Below are 26,642 nucleotides of genomic sequence, written 5' to 3' on the forward strand. Positions count from 1 at the left end.
GCGAATCGCCGCGGCATGCCTGCCGGGGCATGGGCGGTCGCCGCGCTACCCTCGCTGGTGCGGGGGCGTGCCCCGCGTGAGGAAGTGCCATCCGATGAGTGACGCGAAGTCGACCTACGGCGAGCCCGTCGACGAGCCGAAGCCGGTCGACGATGTCGTGGGCAGCGTGAACGAAGGTCTCGCGGACGCCGAGGCCGCCGGTCGCGACGCCACCGGGGGTTCCTCCGCCGACGAGCCCGCACCCGACGAGTCCGCATCGCCCGAGCCCGTCGCCGCCGAGCCGGATCCCGCCGCCGAGCCGGAACCCGCCGCCGAGCCCGAACCCGCCTCCGAGCCCGCGCGGGCCGAGGTGACCGCCGCCGAGGCCGCCGCTCCCGAGCAGACAGACGACGAGATCACGGACGCGGCCGCCTACATGGCCGCCTACCGCGCCGCCGCCGGCGACGAGGACGACGCGCACGCCGCGGCGCCCGAGAGCTCCGTCGCGACGCACGCTTACGAGGACGCCCCGGTCGCCGCCGCCGAGCCGCACGTCGTGGCCCCCAGCGAGCCGGTCGCGCAGACCGAGTACGCCGCGCCCGCGCCGCAGCCCATCTTCGTCCAGGCGCCCGAGCCGCCGCGGGCTCGCGGCAACCGCGCCGCCGCCGGCGCCATCGGCCTGCTCGCGGCGCTGGGCTTCGCCGTGCTGTACCTCGGTCTGTGGCTGGGCGTGGACCTGTTCACGGGCGACCTCACGACGGACGGCATCGTCGACGCGATCACGACCGCCGTCTCCTCGTGGATCTTCTGGGTCCCGGTCGTCCTGTTCTTCATCGGCTTCTGGCTGCTGGGCGCGATCATCAACCGCGGCCGCTGGGCGCACTGGGTCATCTTCGGCATCTTCGTGGGCGTCATCAGCTGGTTCGGCTACATCCTGGGCCTCATGTTCCAGGAGCCGTTCTGGATGCTCACCCCGACCGAGGGCGTCGAGCTCATCCGCGACAACCTGTTCGCACCGCTCGCCGTGATCGCCTTCATCCTCGGCCGCGAGCTGACGATCTGGTTCGGCGCGTGGGCGGCGGCGCGCGGCAAGCGCGTGAGCGAGCTGAACACCGAGGCGATGCGCGAGTACGAGCGCACACTCGAGGCGGGTCCGCAGCTCTACCGGCAGTAGGCCCCGCGGGCTCGCAGTCGGCGTATCGTCGAAGGTGTCGGCAGATCGCGCGCCCCAGCCCGGGCACGTCCGGCCGCTCGTGGCCCTCGGCTTCGCAACGGCCGCGTTCGTCGCGCTCCTGATCTTCGGGCTCGGGATGCTGAGCCTCCTCCTCGACGAGGACGTCATCGCGGTGCCGGGTCTGGGCCAGCTCCCCGGCATCGTCGCGACGATCGCCGCGACGGGCGCCTTCGCACTGAGCCTGTGGATCGCGTTGCGCAGACAGCATCCGCCCCTCCGCGGCGCCGTCGTCACGGCCGTCGCAACGGCGCTCGCGTACCCTGCGGGCGTGTGGTTCGGGGCGCTGCTGGCCGACGAGGCGCTCGGCGACGCCGCGCGCGCGGCGGGCGGAGTCTTCCTGTCGTGGTTCGAGGTCGTCATCGCCCTCGCGGCTCTCGCCTGCTCATGGGGCGGCATCGCGCTGGTCCGCACCGACGCATCGCGGCCGCGCTGGCCGTGGGAGGACCCGTTCGACGAGTAAATCCCGGTCAGGCCGCCGGATCCGACCTCTCTCGGGATACCGTTGACGCGTGGAGCGGTCCCTCGAGACCCAGGTGAGCCAGGCAGTCGACGCCTGGCTCAAATGGCTTCCCCGCTGGGAGCCTGCGACGCACCGGGGACGCGTGGCGCCGTGCCGGCGATGCTTCGGGTCGCCGGTCCTGTCAGCGGCGGGACTCGGCGGCGATGTGCCGCACGGAGTGCAGCACGGACTCTCGACGCGCATCAAGGCGATCGTCGACCACTCGGTCGCCGAGTACACGGCGCGCAACCTCCCGATGCTCCAGGCGGAGCTCGACCAGCAGGCCGCGCGCAACCGGGCGCGCAGCTATCGGCCGAGCGAAGGCCTCGAGCCCGAGTTCGAGGGACTCCCGCTGGATCCCGAGCCCGTGCCCGGCGCACCGTTCCTCTTCACGATCGCGGGGCTCGCCGAAGAGGTGGATGCCGGCATCCCGGCCCTTCCGCCGTTGAGCGATGAGGCGAAGGCCGCACTGCGGCAGGAGGTCGGGCTCGCCGACGACTACGCGAACATGGTGGGGCGCGAGGTCTGCACGATCCTGCTGCACCACCGGCTGCGCATCCAGGCGGCACTGAGCCAGTACGTCGAGCCGCAGATCGAGGCGCTCCTGGAGGAGCTGACCCGGTCTCTGGACGCGCCTTTCGACCCCAATGAGCCGCCGCCCGCCTGACACTCACAGGCTCCCGGAAGGCTCAGCGGTGTTTGTTAGCATTGCCGGGTTTGCACAGCGACGGCGCGGGGCCGTTGCGAGCATGATTCCGGGGGAGGAAACGTGGCCACTCGCCTGCCTTCGTCGCCGCCCATCCTCCCGGGCCTGACATACATCCGCCCGCTCGGCTCGGGCGGCTTCGCCGACGTGTTCCTCTACGAGCAGGACATGCCCAGGCGCGACGTCGCCGTCAAGGTGCTGCCGAGCGATGTTCGTGACCCCGAGCTGCGGCGCATGTTCAACGCCGAGGCGGACGTCCTCGCCCACCTCTCGGCGCATCCGTCGATCGTCACGGTCTACCAGGCGGGCATCTCGGCGGACGGCCGGCCCTACATCGTCATGGAGTTCTGCCCCGGCGGGTTCGCGCTGCGGTACCGCCGCGAGCGGGTCCCGGTCCCCGAGGTCCTCGAGATCGGCGTGCGGATGGCGAGCGCGCTCGAGTCGGCGCACCGTGCGGGCCTCGTCCACCGCGACGTCAAACCGAGCAACATCCTGGTGACGACCTTCGGCGCCCCCGTGCTGGCGGACTTCGGGATCTCCTCCTCCCTCTCGCGCGCGACCGCCGACGAGGTGCTCGCGATGTCGATCCCCTGGAGCGCGCCCGAGGTCGTCGCCGAGCAGACCGCCGGCACCGTCGCGAGCGAAGTGTGGAGCCTCGGCGCCACCGTGTACTCGCTGCTGGCGGGCCACAGCCCGTTCGAGCGCCGCGAGCGCGGCCAGAACACGAAGGAGCAGCTGCGCCGCCGCATCGCGCGGGCGAGCTACACCCCGATCTCCCGCACCGACGTCCCGGACTCGCTGCAGGAGGTCCTGGCGCGCGCCATGACCCGCGACCCGGCCCGGCGCTACGCCTCCGCCCGGGAGTTCGCCGAAGCGCTTCGGGCGGTGCAGTCCGAGCTCGGGATCTCGCCGACCGCGCTCGAGGTGCCCGTCGACGAATGGAGCGCCGCCTCCGCTCCCGTCGACTTCGCCGACTCGACGATGCGCGGCGTCGCCCGCAGCCACATCACGCGCGACGAGCGCCGCAAGACCCGTCCCGGCGCCGGCGTCGCAGAACTCGCGCGCGATGAGGACACAGATATCTCCGTCTCATCGTCGCCGCGGCGCCGAGTGCTCCCGTGGGTCGTCGCGGGCATCGCGGCACTCGTCGCCCTCGCCGCGATCGGTGTGGCGCTCCTGGCATCAGGAGTCCTCTGAATGCGTCGCCGCACGATCGCCGGCATCGTCGCCGCCATCGCCTCCGCCGCTCTCGTCGTGACCGCGAGCGTCGTGTGGCCCGGCCTGGACGCGCAGGAGACGCCTGAGGTCGACACGGCGGTCTGGGCGCTGCAGACGGGGGACGGACGCCGCTACGCGCGTGTGAACACGGCCGTCGGCGAGCTGGACACGGTGCGCAGCATCGCCAACCCGAGCGACGTCGCGCAGGCGGCGGACGGCGCCTTCCTCTTCTCGGACAGCTACAGCAAGCTCACCAGGATCGACGCGGCCAGCCCCATCGACCTGGACGAGGAGGCGCTGCGCGCCTCGGCGTCGACGCCGGCAGGCACGACGGACGTCGCGACGGCCGCCGACTTCGTCGCGTACCTCACCGACTCGGGGGCGGTCTTCGTCGGGCGCCTCTCGACGGGGGACGCGACGCAGCTCGACCCGTTCGCGTCCGAGGACGACGAGGGCCCGCAGTACACGGCAGACGCCATCGCCGTCGACGAGCGCGGCATCCTTTTCAGCTACTCGCGGGCCGACGGATCCGTGCTGCGCTACGACATCGCGTCGTCGGAGGTGCGCGGGCGCGACGAGCTCGCGGCCGACGGCATCGCGACGCCCGCCATCACCGCGGCAGGCGAGGACTGGGCCGTCGTCGACACCGAGGACGGCACCGTCTGGCTGCGGGGAGCGGATGCCGCGACCACCTTCACGACGGCGGGCTCGGTCGTCGTGGGGGCACCGGATCCGTCCGGGGATGCCGTCTATCTCGCGACCGAGACGGGGCTCATCCGCGTCCCGGTCGACGGCTCCGAGGTGACCAACCCCGTCGGGACGGGCGTCCAGGGCACACCGGCCCGCCCCATCGTGCGCGACGGCGAGGTGTTCGCGGCATGGCTGCCGCAAGGCGAGTCGGAGGGCCTGTTGTGGAGTTCGAGCAATGGGCCGAAGGCGCTCGGCTACGGCGCCGGATCGCTGGGTGACGACCGCCGGCCGCAGCTCATCGCGAGCGACGAGGCCGTCATCCTGAACGAGACGCGCAGCGGCTGGGTGTGGACGGTCCCCGACGGCCGGCTCGTCGAGTCGAGCCAGAACTGGACGCTCGACGACCGGACGAACTCCGACTCCGAGCCGAGCGACGAGCAGCTGACGATCATGATCGATCCGAAGCCGCCCGTCGCCGAGGCCGACGCCTTCGGCGTCCGCGCGGGCAGTCTCGTGACGCTGCCGGTGCTCCTGAACGACCACGATCCCAACGAGGACGTCCTCTCGATCGATCCCGCGTCGGTCACGGGGCTGGACCCCGGATTCGGCACGACCTCGATCACCGACAACGGACAGCGGATCGCGGTGCGCGTCGCGCCCGAGGCGAGCGGCACGGCGACCTTCTCGTACGCCGTCACCGACGGCACAGCCGCCGACGGCCTGCTGTCCGCATCCACGACCGTCACGCTCGAGGTCGCGCCGCCCGAGCGGAATGCGGCGCCGGCATGGTGCGATGTGGAGGGATGCCTCCTCCCGTGGCCCGAGCCGGAGGTCGCCGTCGGCGGCACCGTCACCGTCCCGGTCCTGCCGGGCTGGGTCGACCCGGAGGGCGACCCGCTCTTCCTCCTCTCGGTGCAGAACACGACCGGTCGGGGCAGTGTCGCCGCGACGCCGTCCGGCGACGTCGTCTATCAGCACGCCGACGACGGCACGAGCGGCGAAGAGGTCGTCGAGCTCGCCGTCACGGTGTCGGACACGCGCGGGATGACGTCCACGAAGCCGCTCATGGTGCGCGTGACGCCCGAGCCGAAGCTCCACGTGCAGTCCTTCGCCGTCGTCGACTCGATCGACGCGGGACTGACGGTCGACGTCGCGCCCCACGTGACCGGCACGGCGGGAGCCCTCGAACTCCAGTCCGTCCGCGTGCTCGACGGGGCCCCCGCGACGGCGACGGTCGTGGGCGGCACGACGACCTTCGACTTCGCGGCCGAGAACCCCGGCACGTTCCGCGTCGGGTTCACGGTGAGCGACGGCGTGAGCGACGCCGACGGGACGGCGCGCATCACGGTGCTGCCGGCCGATGCGCCGCCCGACCTCGCGACGGATCCCGTCGTCGCCTTCGTCCATCCCAAGCAGGACGCGACGCTCGACGTCTTCGCCGCCGTCTCCAACCCCACGCGCCGCGTGCTGCTGCTCAGCGACGTCGTCGTCCGCGCCGATGACGGGGCCTCGCTCTCGGTCGACACCGTGGGGCAGAACCACCTGCGCGTCTCGGGCACGACCGAGACGCGCGCGGCCGGGCGCCTCGGGACCGTCTCGTACACGGTCAGCGACGGCACCGAGGATCGCGGCGCGAGCGTGCAGGGCGAGGCGACCGTGTACCTCCTGCCGCCGGCGCCGGAGCTCGCACCGATCGCGGTCGACGACACCGTCGTCGTGCGCGCGGGCTCCCAGATCGACATCCCCGTCCTCGACAACGACATCTCGCCCGCGGGCGGCCGCCCGACATTGGACCCCTCGTCCGTCGTCTCCTCCAGCGACGCGGCGCTCGCGTTCGCCTCCGGCCCCGTGCTGCGCTACCTCGCGCCGTCCGAGCCCGGCGAGTACGGCATCCGCTACTCGGTCTTCACGACGGGGGCCCCGTCGCTGGCGGACACGGCCGAGGTGCGGATCCGCGTCCTGCCGGACGACGCCAACCGCGCGCCGCTGCCCGAGACGCTCGAGGGCCGGGTCCTGTCCGGCCAGTCCACGCTCGTCGAGTTCGACGGGTTCGGCATGGATCCCGATGGCGACGTCGTGACCCTCGACCGCATCGTGACGCAGCCCGAGAGCGGAGCTGCCACCATCTCCGCCGACGGAGAGTCGATCCTGTACTCGAGCGTCGCGGGGCACTCGGGACAGGTCTCGTTCCGCTACCGCGTCGTCGACGCGTTCGGCGAGACGGGCGAGGGGACAGTCCGCATCGGCGTGCTCGACGGCGAGTCGAACCCGAGTCCCATCACCTTCACCGACTACGTGCAGGTGCAGGCGGGCGCCGACCGCACGATCCGCGTGAGCCCCCTGTCGAACGACCTCGATCCCACGATGGGGACGCTGACCCTCACCGACGTGCGCCCAGACCTCCCCGAGATGCTCGGCGACGGCAGCGAGAACCCCGAGTTCGAGCGGCTGGACGACCTCCTCGTGTCGACATCCGACACGACCGTCGTCATCGGCGCAGGCACGCAGCCCACGACGATGTCGTTCCTCTACGACGTCGTCTCCAGCTCCGGCAACACCGGTCGCGGCCTCATCGTCGTGAAGGTCGTGCGCGAGAGCGTCCCCGACTATCCCGTCGTGGCCGACACCGTGCTGACGGTCGAGAATCGCGACGACTTCGAGGACGGCGTCGACGTCCTCGCCGGCAAGGCGCAGTGGTCGGGCGGCGAGGTCGAGGACCTGTCCGTCGGCCTGTGGGGCGACCCCGACGGCGTCTCGGCCGACGGCACTGAGCTCAGCGGCGAGCTGCCCGCGAAGACGCGGGTCATCCCCTTCGCCGTCACGGGCGAGGGTGCGTCGGGACCTGTGACGACCTACGCGTTCCTTCGCGTCCCGGGCGACGACGACCTCTCGCTCGTGCTGCGCAGCGGCGCGAAGACCCCGCAGGCCACCGAGCTGTCGTCCGTCTCGTTCGACATGGCCTCGCTCGTCGCGCGCCCGCCCGGCGCCCGCCTCGAGGTCGGCGACGACGTGCGGGCGTCGGGTGCTCGCACCGATGCCTCCTGCGCGGCCGAGTCCGGCACGGATGTGCGCTACGACGCAGGCGCGGGGGCGCCCTGGGCCGACGCGTGCCAGGTGCCCGTCCGGATCGCGGGGCAGAAGGACTGGACGTATCTGTCGGTGCCGATCGAGGTCGTCCCGCTCGATCCGCAGCCCGAGCTGCACCCCGCGTCCCTCGCGGTCGGCCCCGGCGAGACCGTCACGTTCGACCTGACCACGATGACGACGTGGCAGCTGCGCGAGGACTGGGAGGGCATCGAGTACGAGGTCCAGCACGCCGGCTCGGCCTTCGAGGTCGTGCAGAACGGATCGCGCGTGACGATCACGGGCGCCGACCGCGCGGTCCCGGGATCCGAAGAGGTGGCCTTCGTCACGGTCCCCAGCCACCCCGACGTCCCGCAGGCGCGGCTCATCCTCAGGGTCGGAGCCGCGCCCTCGACTCTGCCGCAAGGTGCTTCCGTCACGAAGCAGTGCTCGCAGGCCGCGGGCGCGTCGTGCGACATCACGGTCGTCGGCGCGTCGGGCGAGGTCAATCCGCTTCCCGGCACGCCGCTCGAGCTCGTGGGGGTCGAGGCGACCGGCGCGTGCGCGGGCGTGAGCTTCGCGCTCGCATCCGCGACGACCGTCGTCGCGTCGTGGACGGCGGATGCTCCCGGGGCGACGTGCACAGCATCCTTCTCCGTCCGCGACGCGCAGGGCCGGCAGACCAACGCCGACCGCGACGGCCGGATCCTGCTCGACCTGCAGGGATTCCCGCGCGCGCCCCTGAGCATCGCGCAGACGGCGTACGACGACGGCTCGCTCACGCTGCGCGTCGATCCGGGCGAGGCGCGCCTGGCGTATCCCGCCCTCACCGGGTTCGTCGTGCGCTCGGACGGCGCCGAGGTCGCGCGCTGCGACGCAGACGGGGCGTGCCCCGCGATCGCGGCGCCGAACGGCGAGCAGCGCACATACGAGGCCGTCGCCGTGAACAGCGTCGGGGAGTCCAGCGGAAGCGTCCGGACCGTGGGCTGGGCCTACAGCGCGCCGGGGGCCCCGCAGTCCGTCACCGCCCGTCCCGTCGTCACGTCCTCGGGCGACGGGGGCGTCGTCTCGCTGTCGATCCTGGGCATCGACCCGGCTCAGACCGGCAGCATCGAGATCACGAGTCCCGCCGGCGAGACGGCGCGCATCCCGGTGCGGCCCGGCCAGGATCGGATCGACCTCGCCGCGTACCAGGTGGGCTCGAACTCCGCCTCGCCCATCACGGTCACGCCGACGTCGCGCTTCGAGCTCCCCCCGGGCCTGGGCGGCAGCCAGACGGGCATGGCGGTCACGATCTGGGCCAACGGCGTCGGCGCCCCGCGCGATCCCGTGCTCACCCTGAGCTCCGAGTCGATGGGCGACGGCACCTCGACCGTCACGGCGCGCGGCGCGGCGGCGCTCAACGGCGACGGCTCGGCGCTGCGCTACGGCATCGTGCGCGACGGTGACGCCTGCACGACGTCGGGCGACGGCGCGATCGCGACCTTCCCTGGCCTTCCGGACGGCGAGGAGTACCGGTTCACTCTGTGCGTGGAGTCGTGGCGCGACGGAGCCTCGTTCGGACGCTCGACGACCTCGCAGAGCGTGCGCGCCGTCCAGAGCGGCAAGCCGCCCAAGGACTGGACGTTCACCGTCGACGCGCAGCCCGACGTCTCGGACGCCCGTGCCGAATGGCTCATCCGCGCCGAGCCCGTCTCGAGCGAGCGCGTGCCCAACCGCAACCACGTCGAGTTCGCGGGGTGGCCGACGGGCGTCTTCGACCGCGACCCCGCGATCCAGGTGCGCTACGTGCACAACTGGTGGGGCACGGCGACGCCGTGGGCCACAGTGGTCCCGGCGGCCGGCAGCGCGCCGTATCAGCTCCAGGCGACATGGTGGGTCGAGTCCTGCACCGGGGGCGGACAGCTCGTCCCCCGCGGCGACTCCTCCAATACGGCGCTGGGCAAGGCCGCCTTCACGTTCTCCAACGCGGCCCTCGTCTACTACGACAAGCACGACCAGGTCCTCCCGTACACGGCCGGAACGTGGGACGTGCCGCGCGGCGCCGTGCGCGTCGACGGCATCGGCATCACCGCGAGCTGGGCCGCGCAGGGATGGGGTCTGGCCGACGCGACGCGCACGATCAGCGCGACCTGCGAGCCGAACGACCCGCCGGGCCAAGAGGTCGGCCCGTGAACCCGCTCTCCCCCCACCACCCCCCGAAGGACACCGCACGATGACCCTGACCCCCGAACAGGCGACCTGGTTCGCCAAGACGTTCGCGCAGATCTCCGACAACGTCGAGCGCGCGATCCTCGGCAAGCGGCATGTCGTCGAGCTCGTCCTGACGGCGATGCTCAGCGACGGGCACGTGCTCCTCGAGGACGTCCCGGGCACGGGTAAGACGTCGCTCGCGCGCGCTCTCGCGCAGTCGGTGCAGGGCACCAACACGCGCATCCAGTTCACCCCCGACCTCCTCCCCGGCGACATCACGGGCATCACGGTGTACGACCAGAAGGAGGGCCGCTTCGAGTTCCACGCGGGGCCCGTCTTCGCCAACATCGTCCTCGCCGACGAGATCAACCGCGCGAGCCCGAAGACGCAGTCCGCGCTCCTGGAGGTCATGGAGGAGGGCAGCGTCACGATCGACGGCGTCACGCGGCAGGTGGGCGTCCCCTTCCTGGTCCTCGCGACCCAGAACCCGGTCGAGCAGGCCGGCACGTATCGCCTCCCGGAGGCGCAGCTCGACCGCTTCATGATGCGCGCCTCCCTCGGCTACCCGGACCACGCCTCGACCGTCCGCATCCTGGACGGAGCCGCCGTCGCGACGCAGGAGCTCGCGCCGATCATCACGCCGCAGGCTCTCGTCGGCATGGCCGACCTCGCGCAGGAGGTCTACGTCGACGCGCTCGTGCTCGACTATGTCGCGCGGCTCGTGGACAGCACGCGCTCGGCCGACGAGGTGCGGCTGGGGGTCAGCATCCGCGGCGCCCTCGCCCTGACCCGCGCGACGCGGACGCGCGCCGCATCGCAGGGCCGCTCGTACGCGACGCCCGACGACGTCAAGGCGCTCGCCGTGCCGGTGCTCTCGCACCGGCTGATCCTCCACCCGGAGGCGGAGTTCGATGGCGTCACGCAGGAGGCCGTCGTCGGCCAGGTGCTGCTGGACGTCGCGCCGCCGACGCGCCGAGAGGTCGTATGAGTCTCACCGAGTCCCGCATCACCCGCTCCGTCGCCTCCACCGGCACGGGGACGGGTGAGGCGACGCGCACCGTCGCGCCCGTCACGCGAGGGCGCACACTCGTGCGCGCCGCCGTGTGGGCGACGGGCGCCTCGCGCGCGGTGGGCTCGGGTGTCAGGGCGGCCTCCGACTGGGCCGCGCGGACCGTCCGTCCGGCCGGTGTCGTCGTCGCGCTCGCGGCGTCGGCGGGGCTCATCCTGGGAATCGCCTTCGGCTGGGTCGAGTGGATGGTGGCCGGGGCCATCTCGGTGCTCCTGCTCCTCATGACCGTGCCGTTCCTGTTCGGCGCCCGCTCGTACGACGTCGATCTGACGCTCGCGCACGAGCGGATCGTGGCAGGCCAGAGCGTCGCGGGCGAGATCGTCGTCCGCAACCACGGGCACCGCACGGCGCTGCCCGGGCGCATCGACATCCCGGTCGGCGCGGGCCTCGTCGAGTTCGGCGTCCCGCTCCTGCGTCCGGGGCACATGATCGCGCAGCCGCTGGAGATCCCGGATCTGCCGCGGGGCATCGTGACGGTCGGACCGGCCACGACCGTCCGCAGCGATCCGCTCGGCCTCCTGCGGCGCGAGCACTCCTTCGAGGAGGTGCACGAGCTCTACGTCCACCCGCGTACGACGGACGTGCCCTCGACGAGCGCCGGCCTCATCCGCGACCTGGAGGGCAACCCGACGCGCCGCCTCGTCGACGCCGACATGTCGTTCCACGCGATCCGCGAGTACGCGCCGGGGGACTCCCAGCGCCAGATCCACTGGAAGTCGACGGCGAAGACGGGCCGGCTCATGGTCCGGCAGTACGAGGAGTCGCGCCGCTCGCGCATGGCGGTCGTCCTCGCGATCGCCGAGGCGGAGTACGCCGACGCCGACGAGTTCGAGCTCGCCGTCAGCAGCGCCGCGTCCGTCGGGCTGCGGGCGGTCCGGGATGCGCGGGACCTCGACATCGTCGTCGGGTCGGAGGTGCCGCGCGTCGTGCGAGGGCGCCTGCGGGCCGTGCAGCACATCCCCGCCGTCTCGCCGCGCGTCATGCTCGACGGGTTCAGCGGCATCGACCGCCTCGAGAACACGATGCCCATCGAGGACGTGTGCCGCCTGGCCGCCGAGGCGAACGACCGCCTCTCGATCGCCGTCGTCGTCACGGGGTCGCGGGTCTCGCTCACGCGCCTGCGTCAGGCCGCGCTCGGCTTCCCGGCCGACACCGCCGTCATGGCGGTCATCTGCGACGAGCGCGCCCACCCGCGCATGCAGTCGCTCGCGGGCCTGACCGTCCTGACCGTGGGCACGCTCGACGACCTCTCCGGGCTCCTCCTGCGCGGAGCGACGACGTGATCAGCGGCATGGACCTCTCCAGCGGGCGGGACGAGGCCGCGCGGATCCGGCGCGCGTCTTCGCGACGTCGCGTCATCGCGGGGACGCTGTTCACGGCTGCCATCGTCGGGATCGCCGCCGTCGCCGCGTGGCCCGTGTACCGCTCGCCCTGGTTCCTGCTCCTCGTCGGCGTCTCGACGATCGTCGCGGCCGGCATCGCGGTCCTCGCGCACATGCGGCACTGGGGCGGCTGGATGACGACGGCCGCGCTCGCGGTCGCCTTCCTGCTCTTCGGCATCCCGCTCGCCGTGCCCTCTCGGCTCGGCGCGCCGCCCGGCCTGCTCCGCGGCTTCCTCGATCTCGGCTCCGGGGTCGTCTTCGGGTGGAAGGACCTCGTCACAGTCGATCTCCCCGTCGGGACGTACCGCAATCTCCTCGTGCCCGCGCTCGTCGTCTTCCTCGTGGGCACATGCGCGACCCTCGCGCTGTCCTGGCGCGACAAGCCGATCGCGACGGCGGCCGCACCCCTGGGCCTCGCGATGGTGTCGTTCGGCCTCTTCTTCGGCAGCCCGTCGACGAGCGATCCGATCTCCATCGGCCCCTTCACGCTCTTCGCCCCGGTCGAGACCGCGATCGGGATCGCGGCTCTCGTGACGACGATCCTGTGGCTCGCCTGGCGCACCCGCGCCGCCCGCGTCCGGGCGCTGCAGCGCGCCGCGTCGTCGAGCGGCGTGCGCATGTCGCGCCGGTCGTCGAGCGCCGACCGGCGGCGCACGGCGCTGGGTGCCGGAATGCTCGCGGTGGCGGTCGTGGTCGCGGCGGCCGTCGTGCCGTTCGCCGCGAAGGGAGCGGAGCGCACCGTCCTGCGCTCGGCCGTCGGTCCCGAGCTCGCCGTCGCGGCGGCGGCGAGCCCGCTCTCCTCGTACCGGTCGCTCTTCGGCGAGGAGCAGGCCGATGAGGTGCTCTTCTCCGTCACACCCGAGGTCGGCGCGCCCTCGCGCATCCGGCTCGCGACGCTCGACAGCTACGACGGCGAGGTGTTCCGCGCCGGCGGCGGCGAGTCCGCGGACCAGGCGCACTTCGTCCGCGTCCCTGCGTCCCTCGAAGCGGGCGAGGGCGAGCCCACCCAGACCCGGATCGCGATCGACGGCCTGCAGGGCATCTGGATGCCCACCGTCGGCCGCCTCGCCTCCGTCGACTTCGCAGGCTCCCGCGCCTCGAGCCTTGCGGACGGCTTCTACTACAGCGCGGCCGCGGAAGCGGGCGTCCAGACGGCGGGGGACGGCGTCCAAGCGGGCGACTCGTATGTGCTGGATGCCGTCGAGCCCGCCGTGCCGACACTCGCCGACGTCGAGGCGCCGGGCGGCGCCGAGCATGCCGTCAAGGCGCCGGAGAGCCTCACGACGTGGGTCGAGACCCACCGCACGGGATCCGGCGGCGCGGCGCTCGAGGAGCTCGTCCGGCTGCTGCGCGAGCGCGGGTACCTCAGCCACGGTCTCACCGAGGCCTCCGTGTGGACGGAGGAGCTGCCGGGCTACACGTTCCAGCCGAGCGCCTCCGGGCATTCGCTCGCGCGGATCGGCACGCTCTTCTCCCGGCTCCTCGAGCGCGAGACGGACCCGCGTGCCGAGGCGGCCCAGAACTACGTCGCGGCCATCGGCGACGACGAGCAGTTCGCCGTCGCGGTCGCCCTCATCGCGGAGGAGCTCGGGTTCCCCTCGCGCGTCGTCGTCGGAGCCCGGCTGACCTCGCCCGAGCCCGCGCTTCCCGTGTGCGAGAACGGCCTGTGCCGCGCGCAGGACATCGCGGCCTGGACCGAGGTGCAGGATGCCGCGGGCCGCTGGATCCCGGTCGACGTCACGCCGCAGCACGAGATGTCGCCGAGCCTCGACGTCACCGAGCAGCGCGACCCCGAGAACGTCACGGAGGTGCGGCCCGACTCGGTCGAGGAGGTGCTTCCGCCCGACCCCGTGCAGGAGGACTCGGGGGCCGACGACTCCGAGGCCCCCGCAGCCGGGCTCGACCTCGCGTGGCTCTGGCCGATCCTGCGCACGGGCGGCATCGTGACCGCCATCCTGCTGCTCGCGTTCGGTCCGCTCCTGGTGATCGCGATCGCCAAGAGCGTGCGGCGGCGCGCACGCCGGAGGAAGGGGCAGCCCGCATCGCGCATCGCGGGCGGATGGGACGAGTACGTCGACGCCGCCGTGGACGCCGGGCGCGGTGCGCCGCGCTCGCACACGCGCGGCGAGCTCGCGACCGAGTACGCGACGGCATCCGGGATGCTGCTGGCCCAGGCGGCGGACCGCGCCGTGTTCTCGGGCTCGACGACGACCGTCGACGACGCCGCCGAGTTCTGGCGCATCGTGGACGCCGAGCGGCGCCTGCTGGCGCGCGAGGGCGGCGTATGGCGGCGCCTGCGCGCAACCGTATCGTTGAGATCGTTCGTCCGACACCTCGCCCCTGCGGCCGGACGTCGGGAGAGTACCGCTGAAAGGGAGAAGCGCCGCACCGCTCAGCGCGCGCACACATCGCCATGACCAACCTCGACCTGTGGAACACCGTCGCCATCGTGACGACGTCCCTGCTGGCGGCGCTGCTCGTCTACGTCTGGACCGCGATCGCCCTCGGCGCGGTCTTCCGCAAGAGCGGGGAGCCCGCGTGGAAGGGCTGGGTGCCGTTCCTCAACATCGTCGTGCTCCTCCGCCTCGGTGGCCTGTCCGGCTGGCTCGTCCTGCTGTTCATCGTGCCCATCGCCGGCTGGATCGCCCTCATCGTCGCGGCGCACCGGGTCAACCTCTCGTTCGGCTACGGCGGCGGGATGACGGTCCTCGCCTGGTTCCTCTTCCCCGTGTGGGCGAGCATCGTGGGCTTCGGCCCCGAGCGGTGGGTCGGACGCGAGACGAGCGGCTCGCACGGACCGCTGCGCTCGCCGCAGCCCGAAGCCCCGGCATCCGACGGTCCCGAGCCCGCCGACGCCGTGACGGCCTACGCGCCGATCGCGCCGCCGCCCGCGTACGGCAGGCCCGCAGCCGCGCCCTCTGCGGGCTGGACCCCGCCGCCGCTGCCCCCACGCCCCGCCGACGCCCCCGTCGCCGCCGCGCCCCCGGCTCCCGTGTCGGTGCCGCAATGGACGAGCACGGATGCCGAGCCCCGGCCCGAGGCGGGCGCGCCGTCGCGCCCCGAGGCTCCCGTCGACGAGGTGCCGCCCGCATCCGCGGCGGCCGACACCCCGCCCATGCCGATGTTCGTCCGCCGCTCGAGCGCGCCCGTCGAGCCGTTCGAGGACGACGCGGCCGACGACGCCGACGATGCCGACGAGCCCTGGAACTTCGACATCGCACCGGGCTCGGCGACGAGCGAGGTGACCGGTGCGATCTCGGGCGCTCCCGCCCCCGTCTCGGCGGCGCCCATGAGCGCCCGCCGCCTCGACGAGACTCCTGAGCCGGTCGCCGACGTCGCACCGCCGGTCACCCGCGTGCCGTCCGCCGCCGATCCCGGCGTCGCGCGCGAGCCGTGGGCGCCCGCACCGTCGCCGGTGCCCACCGAGGGCGAGGCGTTCCCCGAGAGCTCCGGGCCCGTCTCGGCGATCGCGGGCGCACCGGCTGCCGGAGGCCCGCGCTCGGCCCGCACGTCGGTCTCCGCCCTCCACCCGCGGCCGCACATCCCCGAGGAGGACGAGCTCGAAGAGACCATCGTGGCGCGCCGCAAGCGCACCGCCTGGACCCTCGTCGGGCCGACCGGGACACGCATCCCGCTGACCTCCGAGACGGTCATCGTCGGCCGCCGGCCGGTGCGCGATCCGGAGTTCCCCGACGCTCAGCTCGTCTCGCTCGACGACGACACGCGCACGATCTCGAAGACGCACGCGCGCCTCGAGCTGCGCGACGACCGCTGGTTCATCACCGACCTCGACTCGACCAACGGCGTCCTGTTCGCGACGCTCATGGGCACCGAGATCGCGGCGGAGCCGGGCGAGGCGACGGAAGCGGGGGAGAAGTTCCTCCTGGGCGACGCGGAGGTGTCGCTCAGCCGGAGCGACTCGTGAGCGATCCCGGTCACGATCCCTCGGCCGGGACGCCCGACGACGCCGACCCGGACGACGAGCTCGACGACCGCACCGTGCGCATCTCGCGCACCGCTGCTCCCGACGACGCGACCCACGTCGCCCGCAGGCGGGGCGGCGACGGCGGAGCCCAGACGCAGCCCTCCGAGGCGGGCGACGCCTCAGCAGAGCCCGGACCGCGCCGCACGTCCGCGGACCCCACCGCCGAGGATCCCGACGACGGGTCCACGATGGTCGCGCGCCGCGAGTCCCGCCGCCGCGCATCCCGCGATGTGAGCGGACCCCTCGCCGCGACGAGCGCCGCCGACGTCCCCTCCTCGATCGGCCGCATCGCCCGCTCGCCCGAGGAGCCGCTGCCGTCGTACGGCCCCCGGTCCGCCGATCCCGCGAGGATCGCCCGCTCCGCACCGGAGCCCACATCGCCGCAGACGCCGGTCGACACCGCCGGCGTCGACGCCGCCGCGCGTCGCCGCGCGCGGCGTCGCGCGGTCATCGCGCTGGTCGCGGCATCCGTTCTCGTCGCCGCCGTCGTCGCGGCCCTCATCGCACTCACCGCCGTCACCGGCTGAGAGGACCCCGTGCACGTCAAGCTGAGCCTCTACCGTCCCGACGGATCCGCGCAGGACGTCGTCGTCACGGCCGAGCCGACGGCGACCGTGAGCGACGTCGCCGCGCGCGTCGCGGCCGCCGACCCGCGTCGCACCTACGACCCGCAGCGGCGCTACACGCTGCAGACCGCATCGCCCATGAATCCGCAGTGGCGCCTCCTGCCGCCCGACGCCGTCATCGGCGAGGAGTGGCTCGCGTCGGGGCTGTCGGTCGCGCTCGTCGACGAGGCGGATGCCGCGCACGTCCTCCCCTCGCTGCACGCCGGCTCGACGGCCGTCGTGACGGTGCTCAGCGGGCCGCAGACCGGCCGCTCGATCCCCCTCGGTCGCGGATCGCACCTCGTGGGGCGCGACCCCTCGTGCGAAGTGGCGCTCGCCGACCCGTACCTGTCCAAGCGGCATCTGCGCATCGACGTCGGCCAGACGGTCGAGATCGTCGACCTCGGCTCGGCCAACGGCGTCGAGGTCGACGGAGAGCTCGTCTCCCGCGTGCGGGTGCCGGGCAGCCTCGTCGTCCTCGCGGGAGGAACGGAGCTGCTCGTCGAGGTCGAGACGCACGAGGCGGCCACGCGCGAGGACCACATCGGCCCCGTGGAGTTCAACCGCTCGCCCCGCGTCGAGGAGCGCTACAACGGCCGGACCTTCTCCGTGCCCGAGGTGCCGCGCGAAGCCGACGACCAGCCCTTCCCGCTGCTCGCCATGATCGCGCCCATCCTCCTGGGGCTCGCGATGTTCGCGCTGACGCAGCGCCCCATCACGCTCCTGTTCATCGCGATGACGCCCGTCATGCTCGTCGGCAGCTGGATCTCCACCCGCCGGCGCGACAAGCGCAAGCTGCAGCGCCAGATCACGCGCTTCGACGTCGGCCTGGACGAGCTCGCGGCGCGGCTGGAAGCCGAGAAGGAGCGCGAGCAGGGCGCGCGCATCGCCGAGCTGCCGTCGTCGGCCGACGTGCTCGCGGCCGCCGCGAACCTCGGGCCGCTCCTGTGGACGCGGCGGCCCGAGCACTGGAGCTTCCTGTCGCTGCGCCTGGGCACCGCCTCGATGCCGAGCCGCAGCACGGTGGACGAGGACCAGCGCGGCGACCTCGTCTTCGAGTTCCAGGAGCGGCTCGACGAGGTCGTCGCGCAGCACCGCCTGGTCGAGGGCGTCCCCGTCGCCGTCGAGCTCGCCGAGTCGGGCGCCGTCGGCATCGCGGGCGATCCGGATGCCGCGCTCGAGGTCGCGTGCTCCGTCATCGTGCAGCTGACCGGCCTGCACTCGCCCGCCGAGCTCGTCGTCGCGGCGGCGCTCACCCCGGAGTGGGCGGGCAGGCTCGACTGGCTGAAGTGGCTCCCGCACACGTCGTCGCCGCACAGCCCGCTCCCGGGGAACCACCTCGCCGCGACCGAGCCCGCCGTCCTCGCGCTCACGAACGAGCTGGACGCGCTCATCACCGAGCGCGAGCAGGCCCTCACCCGTCGCCGCGAGGAGGCGCGGGGCGCGATGGGCCTCGAGCGGTCGGCGCTGTCCGCCGGTGCCCATGTCGGCACCGCCCAGGGGGATGCGCCGGGTGCCGGCATCCCCCTGCCCGCTGTCCTCGTCGTCATCTCGGAGCGCGCTGCACGCGACCGCGCGCGGCTCGTCGCCCTCAGCGAGCGCGGCGCCGACGTCGGCGTCTACCCCGTCTGGATCGCCGAGACGGGCGCGCAGCTGCCCGCCGTCTGCCGCGCTTTCGCCGAGGCGCACGGTGAGACGATCCGCATCGGCCTCGTCCGGCTCGGCGAGGAGGTCGAGGCGCCCCTCGCCGACCGCGTGAGCGCGCAGGCGGCCGCCGGATTCGCCCGCAACCTCAGCCGCGTCGTGGACGCCAACGTCCCCGTCGACGACGTGTCGGACCTCCCGACGAGCGTCGCGCTGGCGAGCCTCCTCGACCCTGCGCTGCTGTCCGAGCCGCTCGCCGTGCTGGAGCGCTGGCGCGCGAACGACTCGATCACCGACCGCTCGCGCGGCGAGCAGGCGCCCGCGCGCCGCCGTGCCGGGAGGCTCCGGGCCACGATCGGCCAGGGCGCGTCGGGGATCATGCACCTCGACCTGCGCGCGCAGGGGCCGCACGCGCTCGTCGGCGGGACGACGGGCTCGGGCAAGAGCGAGTTCCTGCAGGCCTGGGTGCTCGGGATGGCCGCGGAGTACGGGCCGGACCGTCTCACCTTCCTCTTCGTCGATTACAAGGGCGGCTCGGCCTTCGCCGACTGCGTGACGCTGCCGCACTCCGTCGGCCTGGTGACCGACCTCACGCCGCACCTCGTGCGCCGCGCCCTCACGAGCCTGCGCGCCGAGCTGCACCACCGCGAGGCCCTCCTGCACCGCAAGGGCGCCAAGGACCTCCTCGAGCTCGAGAAGCGGGGGGATCCGGATGCTCCTCCCGCGCTCGTCCTCATCATCGACGAGTTCGCAGCCCTCGTGGGCGAGGTCCCCGAGTTCGTCGACGGCGTCGTGGACATCGCCCAGCGCGGCCGCTCGCTCGGCATCCACCTGATCATGGCGACGCAGCGCCCGGCGGGCGTCATCCGCGACAACCTGCGCGCCAACACGAACCTCCGCATCGCGCTGCGCGTCGCCGACGAGGCGGACTCGCACGACGTCATCGGGGTGAAGGACGCCGCGCACTTCGATCCCGGCGTGCCGGGCCGCGCGATCGCGAAGACGGGCCCCGGCCGGCTGGAGCGCTTCCAGTCCGGCTACGCGGGCGGCTGGTCCAGCGGGGCCGTCGAGACGCCTCGCGTCGACGTCGCCGACATGCCGTTCGGCGTCGGCGCCGCGTGGTCGGCGCCCGGCGACGACTCCGCGCCCGAAGAGCGCGACCTCGGACCCACCGACCAGAAGCGCATCGTCGCGACCGTCATCGACGCGGCGCGCCAGGCCCGCATCCCGTCCCCGCGCCGCCCGTGGCTCGACGAGCTGCCTTCCGCCATCGCGCTCGGGGAGCTGCGTTCGCGCACCGACGAACGGCTCCCGCTCGGCGTGAGCGACCTTCCGGAGCGGCAGGCTCAGGAGGTCGCCGCCTTCCAGCCCGACACCGACGGCCACGTCGCCGTGTTCGGCACGGGCGGCTCGGGCAAGTCCGTCGTCCTGCGCACGATCGCGGCCGCCGCGGCGCTGGCCGAGGACTCGCACGTCGACGTCTACGGCCTCGACTTCGGATCCGGCGCGCTCCGCGCCCTCGACGAGCTGCCGGGCGTCGGCGCCGTCATCACCGGCGAGGACGACGAGCGCATCGTGCGGCTGTTCCGGATGCTGCGCGCCGAGCTGGACCGCCGGTCGCGTGTGTACGCGGACGCGCGCGCGACGACCCTCGCCGAGTACCGGCGGACGCCGGGCCACGACCGGGAGGCGCGCATCCTGCTGCTGGTGGACAACTTCCCCGCCTTCCGTGAAGGGTGGGAGATCCCCACGGGCCGGAGCGAGTGGTACCGCGTCTTCCAGGACATCGTCGCCGTGGGGCGCCCGCTCGGCGTGCACGTCGCGCTCACGAGCGACCGCCTCGCCTCGATCCCGAGCGGCGTCGCGGCCGGCATCCCGCGCCGCGTCGTCCTGAGGCTCGCCGACGACACGGGCTACGCCGCGCTGGACGCGCCCGTGGACGTCCTGACCGAGGACTCGCCCGCGGGCCGCGCCCTCATCGGCGGGCGCGAGACGCAGCTCGCGATCCTGGGCGGATCGCCCGACGCCGGCGAACAGGCCGCGGCCCTGTCGGCCCTCGCCGCGCGGCTTCGAGCGGCGGGCGCGCCGGAGGCGCCCGGCATCCCGTCCCTTCCGGCCCTCGTCCCGCTCGCCGCGCTTCCCGAGCTGCGCGACGGCGAGATCGTCCTGGGGCTCGCGGAGGACACGCTCGAGCCCGTCGGCATCGCCGCGTCCGGCGCGTTCGTCGTCGCGGGCCCTCCCGGCAGCGGCCGCTCCAACACCCTCGCCGTCATCGCGGAGCGCGCGCTGGCGCTTCCCGGGCACGCCGTGTACTTCATCGGCCCGCGCCGCTCGGCGCTCGCGTCCGATCCGCGTCTGACGGCATCCGCCGGGACGCCGGAGGAGGCGGCCGAGCTGGCTCGGCTGCTGCGCGACGTCGCGTCCGACCCGGCGTCGGACCTGCGCTGCGTCGTGATCATCGAGTCGCTCGGGGACTACCTTCAGACGCCGGCTGACGCCCCGCTCGTCGACATGGTCCGGCAGTTCAAGCGCGAGGAGCATTTCGTCGTCGCCGAGGCGGAGTCGTCCTCCTGGGTGTCGTCATGGCCGCTGTTCGGCGAGTTCAAGAACGCCCGGCGCGGCCTGCTCCTGCAGCCGGACCAGACCGACGGCGAGGTCATCCTCAAGACGGCGCTCGGTCGCGCCCGGCGCGCGGACTTCCCGGAGGGGCGGGGCGTCATCGTCACCGGCGGCAGGACCCGGCGGGTCCAGGTGGCGCTGGCCGAGCGGGCCCTCGTGGAGCTCGACCGCTGACGCATGTCCCCCGAACGGGGGACTGTGGATGGTTCGGAGCACGCTTCAGCCGTTGTTAGCCTGGACCGGCCCCCGCACTCACCGACGAGAGGATCGACGTGACCAACATCAACGTGACCTACGGCGACATGAAGTCCGCCGCCGCCCAGCTCATCACGGGCAAGGGCGCCCTCGAGGACAAGCTCAACGAGCTGCAGCGCCTCATCGGCGACCTCGTCTCGAGCGGATTCGTCACGGATGCCGCGTCCGGCGCGTTCCACGAGTCGTACACGCAGTTCACCACCGGCGCCACGCAGACGATCGGCGGCCTGCAGGGCCTGTCGGACTTCCTCAACGCCGCCGCAGACGCGCTGAGCGACACCGACACGCAGCTCGCCAGCGCCATCCGCTCCTGACGGCCGCCGCGGGGCCCGGTCTTCGACGGCCGGGCCTCGCGGCATCCCCGCCCCCGTTCCGGAACCACCCACAGGAGACGCCGGCGATGACACTGATCGTCGACCTTCTCGCCCTGGACGCCGCGCGCATCGACGTGAGCCGCATCCACGGCGAGTTCACCGAGGCGACGGCGCGCAGCGAGCGGCTCGCCGACGCCGTCGGCCACGATCGGCTCGCGGATCGCGTGCAGGCGTTCGCGGACAACTGGGACCACCGCCGCAGCGAGCTCGCCGAGCAGCTGGCCGTCGTCCGCGACGGGCTCCAGACGATCGTCACGGGCTTCGAGCAGACCGATCAGGCGCTCGCGCGCGTCCTGACCGATCAGCGCACCTCGTACCCGCCGTCCGTCGTGGCGGAGGCGTGATGACACGCCCCGCCGACTGGTCGCCCATCGACCGCGCGCACGATCCGGTTCCCGGCGACCCGGACCGCGTCGCCCTCACGGGTCGCATGTACCTCGGCACGGCCGAGGCGATCCTGCGGGCGTCGCAGAACCTCACGACCGCGCTCGGCGAGGGCTTCGGCCAGGCGCAGGCGATCGATGCGATCCGCGAGCAGGCCGAGGACGTCGCGCGCCGCATCGTCCGTGCCGAGGAGCGGTACCGCGGCGTGGGCGACGCCATGGTCGCCTACGCCCCCGTCCTCCGCGACGCGCAGGCGCGCTCGCTCGACGCGCTCGACAAGGCCATCCAGGCTCAGAGCGACCGTGCCACCGCAGAGTGCATGGTCGACCACTACCGCGACCGCGTCGACGATCCCGCGACGCCGCCCGCCAACCTGCCCGGCCTGCAGTCCCAGCTGCAGGACTGGCTGCAGAGGTCCGGCAGCGCGCAGCTCCTGCTCGCGGGTGCCGAGCAGGACCTCCACGACGCCATCGTGGACCGCGACATGGGCGCCGAGTCCGCGGTCGAGGCCATCCGGCTGGTCGAGGACTCGGGCGATCTCAACGACAGTGCGTGGGACGACTTCTCGCAGTGGGTCGGCGAGCACAAGGACATCCTCGACACGGTCGGCAACGTGCTCGGCATCGTCGCAGCGGTCGCGGGCGCCGTCCTGCTCTTCATCCCGGGCGTCAACCTCGTCGTGGGCCTCATCCTGACGGCGATCGTCGTCGCGAACATCGCCTACCAGGCGCTGAACTCCGCCGCGCAGATCACGACGGGCAACATGTCGCTCGCGGAGGGCATCGTCAACGTGGGCCTCGCGGTCCTCAACATCGTGGGGGCCGGCGTCGCGCTGAAGGCCGCCGCGACGGCGACGAAGACGACCGTCGCGACCTCGCTCATGCGGAGCTTCGCCGGCAGCGGCATCCGCGGCATGACCTTCGCCCGCGCCACGGTGCTCGTCGAACGGGCCGGCGTTGCGGCATCCGCTCCCGGCGCGACGCCCGCCGGCGTCAAGCTCGCGGGCCAGGCACTGGGCCTGAGCACGCAGAAGCTGTCGATGATCCACGCGATGGCCTCGGGGCAGATGCTCAGCGGCAATCTCGCGACCGGTGCGATGCGGCCCCTGTGGTGCGCCGCGGGCGGTGTGGGTGCGCTCAACACGGCCACGGCGCTCGCCGAGAACCCCCTGTCCGACGCGCTCGAGCCCCATGTGCCCGACATCGGCTGGCGGCTCGGCGGGGACTGGTGACCACCGCAGCATCCGGTCGCGCGGATCTGCTCATCGGACGCGTCTTCGGCTGGCTCGCGATGGGCTGGCTCGTCGGCGGCATGCTGCTCATCCTCGCCGTCCCGCCGGTCTCGCGGATCGCGACCTGCCTGAGCGACGACCGCCCCTGCCCGGCATCGGAGTTCGGCGCCACGCCGTGGTGGTGGGGCGGACTGTGGAGCGCGACCCTCCTCGTCGCCGTCATCGTGTGCCGGCCGCCGAAGCGATGGTGGACGCCGCAGGACCGCGCAGGTCGGCCGAAGCTCCCCGGCGTCTTCTCGACGCCCGAATGGCTCCGGTTCCACTCCCTGGTCGCACTGCTCGTGAACGCGGCCCTCGTCGTCACGGATCCCGAGGCCGGACCGGCGGATCGCCTCGGCTACGCCGCGGCGGGCGTCGCCGCGCTGGCCGCCGTCGTCCTGGCGACGGTCGGCATCCGCGTGACCGCGTCGCACATCCCGAAGGCGCTGCACCGCGGCATCGCGCAGGGATTCGACGAGATCTGGCTCCTGCCCGCCGAGCGCCGGCTCCGCGCGGCGCATGGCGGACCTCGTGTGCCGGCTCCGCCCACGCGCGCACAGCGGCGGCGCCGCGCACTGCGCTGGACGCGCGCGGCCCTCGTGTGGATCGCCTGGTGCTTCGGCATCCTGTGCGCGCTGCCGATCCTCGTCGCCACCGTGGTCCTGCTCGTGTCGGCTCCTGCGGCAGAGCCTGGGCCGTTCGCGCTGCTGCTCATCCTGGTGTGGGTGCCCTGGGCGCTGGCCCTCGCGCTCGCGGTCACGTTCGTCGCCGGCATCCGTCATCCGCTCGACGGTCCGCGCGGCGGGCCGCGGGTCGGGATGCTGGGACTCGTCGTCCTCGTCGCCGCTGCGGCGACGTGGTACCTCGTTCTCGGAACGCCCTTCTTCGGCGGCTTCCGCTGGGGCCTGGACGTCCTGCTCGCGCTCCTCGGCGCGCTCGCGGTCGCGATCGTCGTGCGGATCGTTGCGGGCCGTGTCGCCGCCCGGCGCCGGACGGCGGGAGCCGCGCGATGAGGCCGGCCGCCGCGCGGACCCGCATCTCGGTCGTGCAGCCCGAGGGCTGGGTCCGGCTGCGCATCGACGACGACGTGGAGGAACGGATCGCCGAGCTCAGCGCCGCTCTGGCACGCTCCGCCGAGCCTGCCCGCCGAGACCTCGTGCGGGCTCAGCTGCGCCGGTCGCTGCGGGAGCTCGCCGACAGCGCGCGCGGGCGCGCCTACGAGGTGTGGCTTCCCGTGGGGACGACGGGCGGCGTCACGATCCCGGTCACCGTCACGGTCGGGCCGCTGCCCACCCGGCCGGATCCCCGCCGCTCGATCGCGGACGTGCTCCTGGCCATGGCGGCCGCGTCGCCGGGAGCCCGCGCCGTCGACGTCGGGGGACTCCTCGGGGTCCGCACGACGGACGACATTCCGGGGGAGCAGGATGCCGAGGGCACGTACACGTCGTTCCCCCGACGGCGCGTCGTCTACACCGTGAGCCCGCCGGCCGACGGCGAATGGCTGGCCTTCCTCGCCGAGATCATCGTCCCCGACACGGACGAAGCGGACGAGATCGCGCGGGCGAGCGAGTTCTTCGTCGATGCGCTCATGGCGACGGTCGCCTTCGGCGATGAGACGATCGGGGATGCCGCGACCCGGGCGCGCGCGGCGGACGACCGCGAGGCCGCCCAGCGTGAGGAGGGCCGGCAGCCGTGAGCTTCTACATCCACTATCCCGACGACTGGATCGGCGTGCCGCAGTTCGGCGACGGCGAAGTCTTCGCCACGCCGCGGGACTGGGCGACGGCGCTCGTCGCCGAGATCGCTCCCGCGTTCCGACCCAAGCCGCGGCGTCGTCAGCGGGCGGCGCTCGTGGACGCCCTCGCGCTCCTGGGCGGCAGCGTCCAGGAGATCGGAGCGCAGTCGGGCTACATCTGGATCGACACGCTCGAGACCGCGCCGTTCCTCGTGGGCAGCATCCCGATCCCCCGGAGCGAGGTGGGCGACGCGCCCGCCGTCGACATCGCGGGCGGTCGCGGCGACGGCGACTACGTCCCGCCCATCGTGCGCGACGTCGTGACCGACAGCGGAGTGCCCGGCGTCTACGTCGAGCGGCACGCCCCCCTCGACGACCGCGCCGTCCACGTCGCCAATCTCATCGGGACGTACGTCTTCGAGGTGCCGGAGGGCTTTCTCATGCTCGGCACGTCCACGACCGACTTCACCGCCTTCGAGCGGTTCCGTCCGCACTTCGAGGAGCTCGCCCGCACCGTGCGCTGGGAGGACTGACGCGGAGCGCCGCGAGGCATCCCGCGCGTTTGACCACCCTCCCCGATCCCGCGTATCATGGATCGGGTGTGCGCTCACGCGCGCCGTCCGCCGTGCCTCGGCGCGGAAGGCGGCAGCAGGGCGCCCCATCTCAGGGAACGGCCTGCGAACAGGCCACCCCCACGGCATATCCACCACACGAGGCGCGGCACCATCATGCCGCGCCGGCGGATCCACGTGAGCCCGGAGCGAAACAGATCGCAAGATCCGTGACGACCGGGGGAGACCCACGACGCTGTCACCGTGCAGCACCAACAAGGAGAGAACGTGCCAACCATTCAGCAGTTGGTTCGCAAGGGTCGCTCGCCCAAGGTCTCGAAGACCAAGGCGCCGGCGCTCAAGGCGAACCCGCAGCAGGCGGGTGTCTGCACCCGCGTGTACACGACCACGCCCAAGAAGCCGAACTCGGCGATGCGCAAGGTCGCCCGTGTCAAGCTCCGCAACGGCACCGAGGTCACCGCCTACATCCCGGGCGAGGGCCACAACCTGCAGGAGCACTCGCTCGTGCTCGTCCGCGGCGGTCGTGTGAAGGACCTCCCGGGTGTCCGCTACAAGATCGTCCGCGGTGCCCTGGACACCCAGGCCGTCAAGAACCGCAAGCAGGCTCGCAGCCGCTACGGCGCGAAGAAGGGCTGAGAACAATGCCTCGCAAGGGACCCGCCCCGAAGCGCCCCGTCGTCAACGACCCCGTCTACGGCGCGCCGATCGTCACGTCGCTCGTCAACAAGATCCTCGTGGACGGCAAGAAGTCGCTCGCCGAGTCGATCGTCTACGGCGCCCTCCGCGGCGTCGAGGCCAAGAACGGCCAGGACGCCGTCGCGACGCTCAAGAAGGCGCTCGACAACGTCCGCCCGACCCTCGAGGTCAAGTCGCGCCGCGTCGGCGGCTCGACCTACCAGGTGCCGGTCGAGGTCAAGCCTCACCGCGCCAACACGCTCGCCCTCCGCTGGCTCGTCAGCTACGCCAAGGGCCGTCGTGAGAAGACGATGACCGAGCGCCTCCAGAACGAGATCCTGGACGCCTCGAACGGCCTGGGTGCCGCGGTCAAGCGCCGCGAAGACACCCACAAGATGGCCGAGTCGAACCGCGCCTTCGCGCACTACCGCTGGTAATCAGCATCCGGATGCCGGCCGGACGCAACCCGTCCGGCCGGCTTCCCCGCGACA

The 26,642-nt window shown here is 73.2% G+C and carries 19 protein-coding genes; all 19 read left to right on the forward strand.

Annotated features, from left to right (window positions below; genetic code table 11):
• Positions 1-94 precede the first annotated feature (94 nt).
• Positions 95-1,153 carry an ABC transporter gene (locus tag ABZ477_RS08380; RefSeq protein WP_360130787.1) on the forward strand — a complete coding sequence of 353 codons (1,059 nt, stop codon included), beginning with the start codon at positions 95-97 and terminating at the stop codon, positions 1,151-1,153.
• Between the two features lie 34 nt (positions 1,154-1,187).
• Positions 1,188-1,673 carry a hypothetical protein gene (locus ABZ477_RS08385; RefSeq protein ID WP_360130790.1) on the forward strand — a complete coding sequence of 162 codons (486 nt, stop codon included), beginning with the start codon at positions 1,188-1,190 and terminating at the stop codon, positions 1,671-1,673.
• 49 nt (positions 1,674-1,722) lie between these two features.
• Positions 1,723-2,379, forward strand: a complete 657-nt coding sequence (locus ABZ477_RS08390) for a spermidine/putrescine ABC transporter substrate-binding protein (RefSeq protein ID WP_360130793.1) — start codon at positions 1,723-1,725, stop codon at positions 2,377-2,379.
• A gap of 102 nt (positions 2,380-2,481) precedes the next feature.
• A complete protein-coding gene (locus tag ABZ477_RS08395; RefSeq protein ID WP_360130796.1) occupies positions 2,482-3,615 on the forward strand; it encodes a serine/threonine-protein kinase in 1,134 nt (377 codons plus the stop codon).
• On the forward strand, positions 3,616-9,564 hold the full coding sequence (locus tag ABZ477_RS08400; protein WP_360130799.1) for an Ig-like domain-containing protein: 5,949 nt from the start codon (positions 3,616-3,618) through the stop codon (positions 9,562-9,564). It abuts the gene before it with no gap.
• A gap of 40 nt (positions 9,565-9,604) precedes the next feature.
• Positions 9,605-10,570 (forward strand): MoxR family ATPase, encoded by a 966-nt coding sequence (locus ABZ477_RS08405; protein ID WP_360130802.1) that lies wholly within the window; start codon positions 9,605-9,607, stop codon positions 10,568-10,570.
• The gene (locus tag ABZ477_RS08410) at positions 10,567-11,934 is read left to right on the forward strand and encodes a DUF58 domain-containing protein (RefSeq protein ID WP_360130805.1); all 1,368 of its coding nucleotides are present in this window, start codon (positions 10,567-10,569) and stop codon (positions 11,932-11,934) included. The genes ABZ477_RS08405 and ABZ477_RS08410 overlap by 4 nt, the downstream gene beginning before the upstream one ends.
• On the forward strand, positions 11,931-14,450 hold the full coding sequence (locus ABZ477_RS08415; RefSeq protein WP_360130808.1) for a transglutaminase domain-containing protein: 2,520 nt from the start codon (positions 11,931-11,933) through the stop codon (positions 14,448-14,450). Before ABZ477_RS08410 ends, ABZ477_RS08415 begins: the two co-directional genes overlap by 4 nt.
• On the forward strand, positions 14,447-15,958 hold the full coding sequence (locus tag ABZ477_RS08420; protein ID WP_360130811.1) for a DUF5684 domain-containing protein: 1,512 nt from the start codon (positions 14,447-14,449) through the stop codon (positions 15,956-15,958). The genes ABZ477_RS08415 and ABZ477_RS08420 overlap by 4 nt, the downstream gene beginning before the upstream one ends.
• Complete coding sequence (locus tag ABZ477_RS08425) at positions 15,955-16,545, forward strand: hypothetical protein (RefSeq protein ID WP_360130814.1); 591 nt, start codon at positions 15,955-15,957, stop codon at positions 16,543-16,545. The genes ABZ477_RS08420 and ABZ477_RS08425 overlap by 4 nt, the downstream gene beginning before the upstream one ends.
• Positions 16,546-16,554: 9 nt before the next feature.
• A complete protein-coding gene (locus ABZ477_RS08430) occupies positions 16,555-21,060 on the forward strand; it encodes an FtsK/SpoIIIE domain-containing protein (RefSeq protein WP_360130817.1) in 4,506 nt (1,501 codons plus the stop codon).
• A 98-nt stretch (positions 21,061-21,158) separates the two neighbouring features.
• A complete protein-coding gene (locus tag ABZ477_RS08435) occupies positions 21,159-21,455 on the forward strand; it encodes a WXG100 family type VII secretion target (RefSeq protein WP_360130820.1) in 297 nt (98 codons plus the stop codon).
• An 86-nt stretch (positions 21,456-21,541) separates the two neighbouring features.
• Complete coding sequence (locus ABZ477_RS08440; RefSeq protein WP_360130823.1) at positions 21,542-21,859, forward strand: hypothetical protein; 318 nt, start codon at positions 21,542-21,544, stop codon at positions 21,857-21,859.
• Positions 21,859-23,130 (forward strand): hypothetical protein, encoded by a 1,272-nt coding sequence (locus tag ABZ477_RS08445; RefSeq protein ID WP_360130826.1) that lies wholly within the window; start codon positions 21,859-21,861, stop codon positions 23,128-23,130. The genes ABZ477_RS08440 and ABZ477_RS08445 overlap by 1 nt, the downstream gene beginning before the upstream one ends.
• Complete coding sequence (locus tag ABZ477_RS08450; protein ID WP_360130829.1) at positions 23,127-24,182, forward strand: hypothetical protein; 1,056 nt, start codon at positions 23,127-23,129, stop codon at positions 24,180-24,182. The genes ABZ477_RS08445 and ABZ477_RS08450 overlap by 4 nt, the downstream gene beginning before the upstream one ends.
• Positions 24,179-24,865, forward strand: a complete 687-nt coding sequence (locus ABZ477_RS08455; protein ID WP_360130832.1) for a hypothetical protein — start codon at positions 24,179-24,181, stop codon at positions 24,863-24,865. The genes ABZ477_RS08450 and ABZ477_RS08455 overlap by 4 nt, the downstream gene beginning before the upstream one ends.
• Positions 24,862-25,437 (forward strand): hypothetical protein, encoded by a 576-nt coding sequence (locus tag ABZ477_RS08460; RefSeq protein ID WP_360130835.1) that lies wholly within the window; start codon positions 24,862-24,864, stop codon positions 25,435-25,437. The genes ABZ477_RS08455 and ABZ477_RS08460 overlap by 4 nt, the downstream gene beginning before the upstream one ends.
• A gap of 306 nt (positions 25,438-25,743) precedes the next feature.
• Positions 25,744-26,112 carry a 30S ribosomal protein S12 gene (gene rpsL / locus ABZ477_RS08465; protein ID WP_018171438.1) on the forward strand — a complete coding sequence of 123 codons (369 nt, stop codon included), beginning with the start codon at positions 25,744-25,746 and terminating at the stop codon, positions 26,110-26,112.
• Positions 26,113-26,117: 5 nt separating this feature from the next.
• The gene (gene rpsG / locus ABZ477_RS08470; RefSeq protein ID WP_360130838.1) at positions 26,118-26,588 is read left to right on the forward strand and encodes a 30S ribosomal protein S7; all 471 of its coding nucleotides are present in this window, start codon (positions 26,118-26,120) and stop codon (positions 26,586-26,588) included.
• Positions 26,589-26,642: the final 54 nt, after the last annotated feature.

This window comes from Microbacterium sp. NPDC019599 (assembly GCF_040632175.1).
Classification (GTDB): domain Bacteria; phylum Actinomycetota; class Actinomycetes; order Actinomycetales; family Microbacteriaceae; genus Microbacterium.

Bases quoted from the DNA above. Each gene is read 5' to 3' on its own strand.
- ABZ477_RS08445 (WP_360130826.1), top strand. From the start codon at position 21,859: ATGACACGCCCCGCCGACTGGTCGCCCATCGACCGCGCGCACGATCCG.
- ABZ477_RS08420 (WP_360130811.1), top strand. From the start codon at position 14,447: ATGACCAACCTCGACCTGTGGAACACCGTCGCCATCGTGACGACGTCC.
- ABZ477_RS08455 (WP_360130832.1), top strand. From the start codon at position 24,179: ATGAGGCCGGCCGCCGCGCGGACCCGCATCTCGGTCGTGCAGCCCGAG.
- ABZ477_RS08410 (WP_360130805.1), top strand. From the start codon at position 10,567: ATGAGTCTCACCGAGTCCCGCATCACCCGCTCCGTCGCCTCCACCGGC.
- ABZ477_RS08400 (WP_360130799.1), top strand. From the start codon at position 3,616: ATGCGTCGCCGCACGATCGCCGGCATCGTCGCCGCCATCGCCTCCGCC.
- ABZ477_RS08440 (WP_360130823.1), top strand. From the start codon at position 21,542: ATGACACTGATCGTCGACCTTCTCGCCCTGGACGCCGCGCGCATCGAC.
- ABZ477_RS08405 (WP_360130802.1), top strand. From the start codon at position 9,605: ATGACCCTGACCCCCGAACAGGCGACCTGGTTCGCCAAGACGTTCGCG.
- rpsG (WP_360130838.1), top strand. From the start codon at position 26,118: ATGCCTCGCAAGGGACCCGCCCCGAAGCGCCCCGTCGTCAACGACCCC.
- ABZ477_RS08380 (WP_360130787.1), top strand. From the start codon at position 95: ATGAGTGACGCGAAGTCGACCTACGGCGAGCCCGTCGACGAGCCGAAG.